The sequence below is a fragment of the Roseibium album genome (genome assembly GCF_001404515.1).
GTDB lineage: Bacteria > Pseudomonadota > Alphaproteobacteria > Rhizobiales > Stappiaceae > Roseibium > Roseibium album.
This window is the reverse complement of the sequence record NZ_CXWE01000024.1, coordinates 1-3826: the sequence shown is the minus strand read 5'-3', so window position 1 is coordinate 3826 and position 3826 is coordinate 1. Positions and strand designations below refer to the sequence as shown.

The 3826-nt window shown below is 61.2% G+C and carries 3 protein-coding genes; all 3 read left to right on the top strand.

The genetic code is table 11. The features are described 5' to 3' along the window. The first annotated feature begins 17 nt into the window (after positions 1-17). Positions 18-509 (top strand): (2Fe-2S)-binding protein, encoded by a 492-nt coding sequence (locus LA5095_RS31665; protein ID WP_055391965.1) that lies wholly within the window; start codon positions 18-20, stop codon positions 507-509. Between the two features lie 135 nt (positions 510-644). Continuing rightward, positions 645-3005 carry a xanthine dehydrogenase family protein molybdopterin-binding subunit gene (locus LA5095_RS31660; protein ID WP_055391964.1) on the top strand — a complete coding sequence of 787 codons (2361 nt, stop codon included), beginning with the start codon at positions 645-647 and terminating at the stop codon, positions 3003-3005. A 69-nt stretch (positions 3006-3074) separates the two neighbouring features. Continuing rightward, positions 3075-3826 (top strand): FAD binding domain-containing protein (locus tag LA5095_RS31655; protein ID WP_055391963.1); only part of this gene is annotated, 752 nt, incomplete at its 3' end.

The window sequence follows — 3826 nt, the reverse complement described above, 5'->3', positions numbered from 1 at the left end:
ATTAGGGAGAGGATTTTATGTCGAAGGTATCGATGGTCTTGAACGGGAAGACGGTTTCATCGGATGTTGAGGACCGTACTTTGCTTGTTTCGTTCATACGTGATGTTCGTGGATTGACGGGCACGCATGTTGGTTGTGACACGTCTCAGTGTGGTGCATGTGTTGTTCATGTTGACGGCAAGGCGGTTAAGGCCTGCACGATGCTAGCGGTTCAGGCGTCTGGTTCGGATGTGGTGACGCTTGAGGGGATCGGGACTGCGACGTCGCTTCATCCAGTTCAGGCTGCGTTTCGGGAGCATCACGGTCTTCAGTGCGGTTTTTGCACGCCGGGGATGATCATGAGTGCGGTTGACATGATCAACCGTCATGGTGCCGGCAATCTGGATGAGGCGACGATCCGCGATGAGCTTGAGGGCAACATTTGCCGTTGCACGGGCTATCACAACATTGTCAAGGCGATCAAGGCGGCGTCGGATCAGATGGCGGGGATGTCTCAGGCTGCTGAATAGGCGGCCTGGTTTGGGAATTCGATGCGTGTCCGGGTTGGCGCGTGAGGCAGTTTAGGACCAATCAGCTCACCGAGGGCCGGGAGGACGCGGCGCGAACGGGTGGAGTACCCGGAGCTGATATTTGGGAGAGAGAAGATGGCTATTGAGGGGATCGGCGCCCGTGCGCTGCGCAAGGAAGACAAGCGCTTCATAACCGGCAAGGGTCAGTATACGGACGACATGGTTCTGCCTGGCATGGGCCATGCGGCTTTTGTTCGCTCGCCGCATGCGCATGCGAAGGTGCTGGGGATTGATGCCAGTGCGGCGCTTTCGATGCCGGGTGTTGATGCGGTTCTGACGGGGGACCAGCTTGTCGGTGACGGCATTGGCAATCTGATCTGCGGCTGGATGATCCATTCCAAGGACGGGACGCCGATGAAGATGGGCGGCTGGCGGGCTCTTGAGCCGGAAGTCGTGCGTCATGTCGGTCAGGCGATTGCGGTTGTTGTTGCCGATACGCAGGCGGAGGCCCGCGATGCGGCTGATGCGGTTGTTGTCGATTACGAGGAGCTTCCGGCTGTTGTTGATGCTGTTGCGGCGCTTGAGCCCGGAGCACCGCAGATCCATCCGGAAGCGGAAGGCAATCTGATCTACGACTGGGAGATCGGCGACGAGGCTGCTGTGAATGCGGCCTTTGCGAGTGCCGCGCATGTGACGAAGATGGAGATCCGCAACAACCGTCTGGTTCCGAACCCGATGGAGCCTCGGGCGGCGCTTGCCAGCTACAATGATGCGGAAGAGCATCACACGCTCTATACGACCTCGCAGAACCCGCATGTTGCGCGTCTTGTTCTGTCGGCGTTCTACAATGTCGCGCCTGAGCACAAGCTTCGGGTGATCGCACCGGATGTGGGTGGTGGCTTCGGGTCGAAGATCTACATCTATCCGGAAGAGATGGTGTGCTTGTGGGCGTCGAAGCGTGTCGGCCGTCCGGTGAAGTGGGTGTCGGACCGCACGGAGGCGTTCCTGACGGATGCGCATGGTCGCGATCATGTCTCTGAGGCGGAGCTTGCGCTGGATGCGGACAACCGGATCACGGGATTGCGGGTCAAGACGATCGCCAATCTTGGCGCCTACATGTCGCTGTTTTCCTCTTCGGTGCCGACATATCTTTATGCGACGCTTTTGTCTGGCCAGTACAACATTCCGGCGATCCATGCGAATGTGAAGACGGTTTATACCAACACGACGGCAGTTGATGCGTATCGGGGTGCGGGGCGTCCGGAGGCGACTTATCTTGTCGAGCGGATGATGGAGACTGCGGCCCGTGAGGTGGGTCTGTCTCCTGCGGACTTCCGGCGCAAGAACTTCGTTCGGGAGTTCCCGCATCAGACGCCGGTGATCATGTGCTATGACGCGGGCGATTATGACGCGACGCTGGATGCGGCGCTTCAGGCTGCCGATTATGCGGGCTTTGCGGCGCGCAAGGCTGAGGCTGCCTCGCGCGGCAAGCTGCGCGGCATCGGTCTTTCCTGCTATATCGAGGCGTGCGGCATTGCGCCGTCAGCCGCGGTGGGGTCTCTGGGGGCCGGTGTGGGTCTTTGGGAATCAGCCGAGGTCCGGGTGAACCCGGTGGGCACGGTCGAGGTTCTGACGGGCTCGCACAGTCACGGCCAGGGTCATGAGACGACGTTTGCGCAGCTGATCAGCGAGCGGTTCGGTCTGGACAGCGATGCGGTTTCGATCGTGCATGGCGACACGGACAAGGTCCAGTTCGGCATGGGCACCTACGGGTCCCGGTCGGGCGCAGTCGGCATGTCTGCGATCGTGAAGGCGCTGGACAAGGTTGAAGCGAAGGCGAAGAAGATCGCGGCGCACCTGATGGAGGCTGCCGAGGGCGACATCCAGATCGAGGGTGGCGAGTTGAAGGTTGCGGGCACGGACAAGAAGCTTTCGTTCACGGAAGTGGCGCTTGCGGCCTATACGGCGCACAATCTACCTGAAGGCATGGAGCCCGGTCTGAAGGAGGGGGCGTTCTATGATCCGACCAACTTCACGTTCCCGGCGGGCACATATGTTTGCGAGGTTGAAATCGACCCGGAGACGGGCCAGACGGAAATCGTGAGTTTTGTGGCGGCGGACGACTTCGGCAAGGTGATCAACCCGATGATCGTGGAAGGCCAGGTGCATGGCGGTCTTGTTCAGGGGATCGGTCAGGCGCTTCTGGAGAACGCGGCCTATGACGAGAACGGTCAGCTTCTGACGGCGTCCTACATGGACTACACGATGCCGCGCGCGGATGATGTGCCCTCGTTCAACCTGTCGACGCACGAGACGCTTTGCCCGGGCAACCCGCTTGGGATGAAGGGGTGCGGTGAGGCCGGTGCGATCGGGTCTCCGCCTGCGGTGATCAACGCGATCACGGATGCGCTCGGATCGAATGATCTGACGATGCCGGCAACGCCCGAGAAGGTTTGGCAGCTATGCCAGGGCGCGGTGAGACAGGCCGCCGAGTGAGTTCGAGACATCTTCGGGCAGGCCGGGCCTGCCCGTTCACGGGACAAGAAGATTTAGGGGAGACCCGGTATGTATGAAACGACTTATCACCGCGCAGGTTCTGTTGCCGAAGCATCGGATCTGATGTCGAAGGCGGATGACGGCAAGGTTCTTGGGGGCGGACAGACGCTTCTGCCGACGATGAAGCAGCGGCTTGCTGCGCCGAGCGATCTTGTTGATGTGACGAAGGTTGCCGAGATGAACGGCATCAGCGAGGGCGATGGCAGTGTGTCGATCGGGGCGGCAACGACCCATGCGGAGGTTGCCTCGTCCGATCTTGTAAAGGCGAAGCTGCCGAGCCTTGCCGGTCTTGCAGGCGGGATCGGCGATCCGGCGGTGCGGCACATGGGAACGATCGGCGGTTCGGTCGCCAACAACGACCCGGCGGCGGACTATCCGGCGGCGCTTGTGGCTCTGGGGGCAACGGTTGTGACCAGCAAGCGCTCGCTCAGTGCCGAGGACTTCTTCGTCGGCATGTTCGACACGGCGCTGGATGAAGACGAGATCGTGGTCTCGGTGAGCTTCCCGCTGATCGAGAAGGGGGCCTATGCCAAGTATCCGAACCCGGCCTCGCGCTATGCCATGGCCGGTGTGTATGTGGCCAGACACCAGGACGGCTCGGTCCGGGTGGCGGTCACCGGAGCCGGCCACTACGGCGTCTTCCGGGTCGACGGCATGGAAGCGGCGCTTGCCGCCAACTGGTCGCCGGACGCCGTTGCAGACATCAAGGTCGACGCCGGCTCCATGCTGCACGACATCCACGGATCGGCAGCCTACCGCGC

Bases quoted from the DNA above. Each gene is read 5' to 3' on its own strand.
- LA5095_RS31665 (WP_055391965.1), top strand. From the start codon at position 18: ATGTCGAAGGTATCGATGGTCTTGAACGGGAAGACGGTTTCATCGGAT.
- LA5095_RS31660 (WP_055391964.1), top strand. From the start codon at position 645: ATGGCTATTGAGGGGATCGGCGCCCGTGCGCTGCGCAAGGAAGACAAG.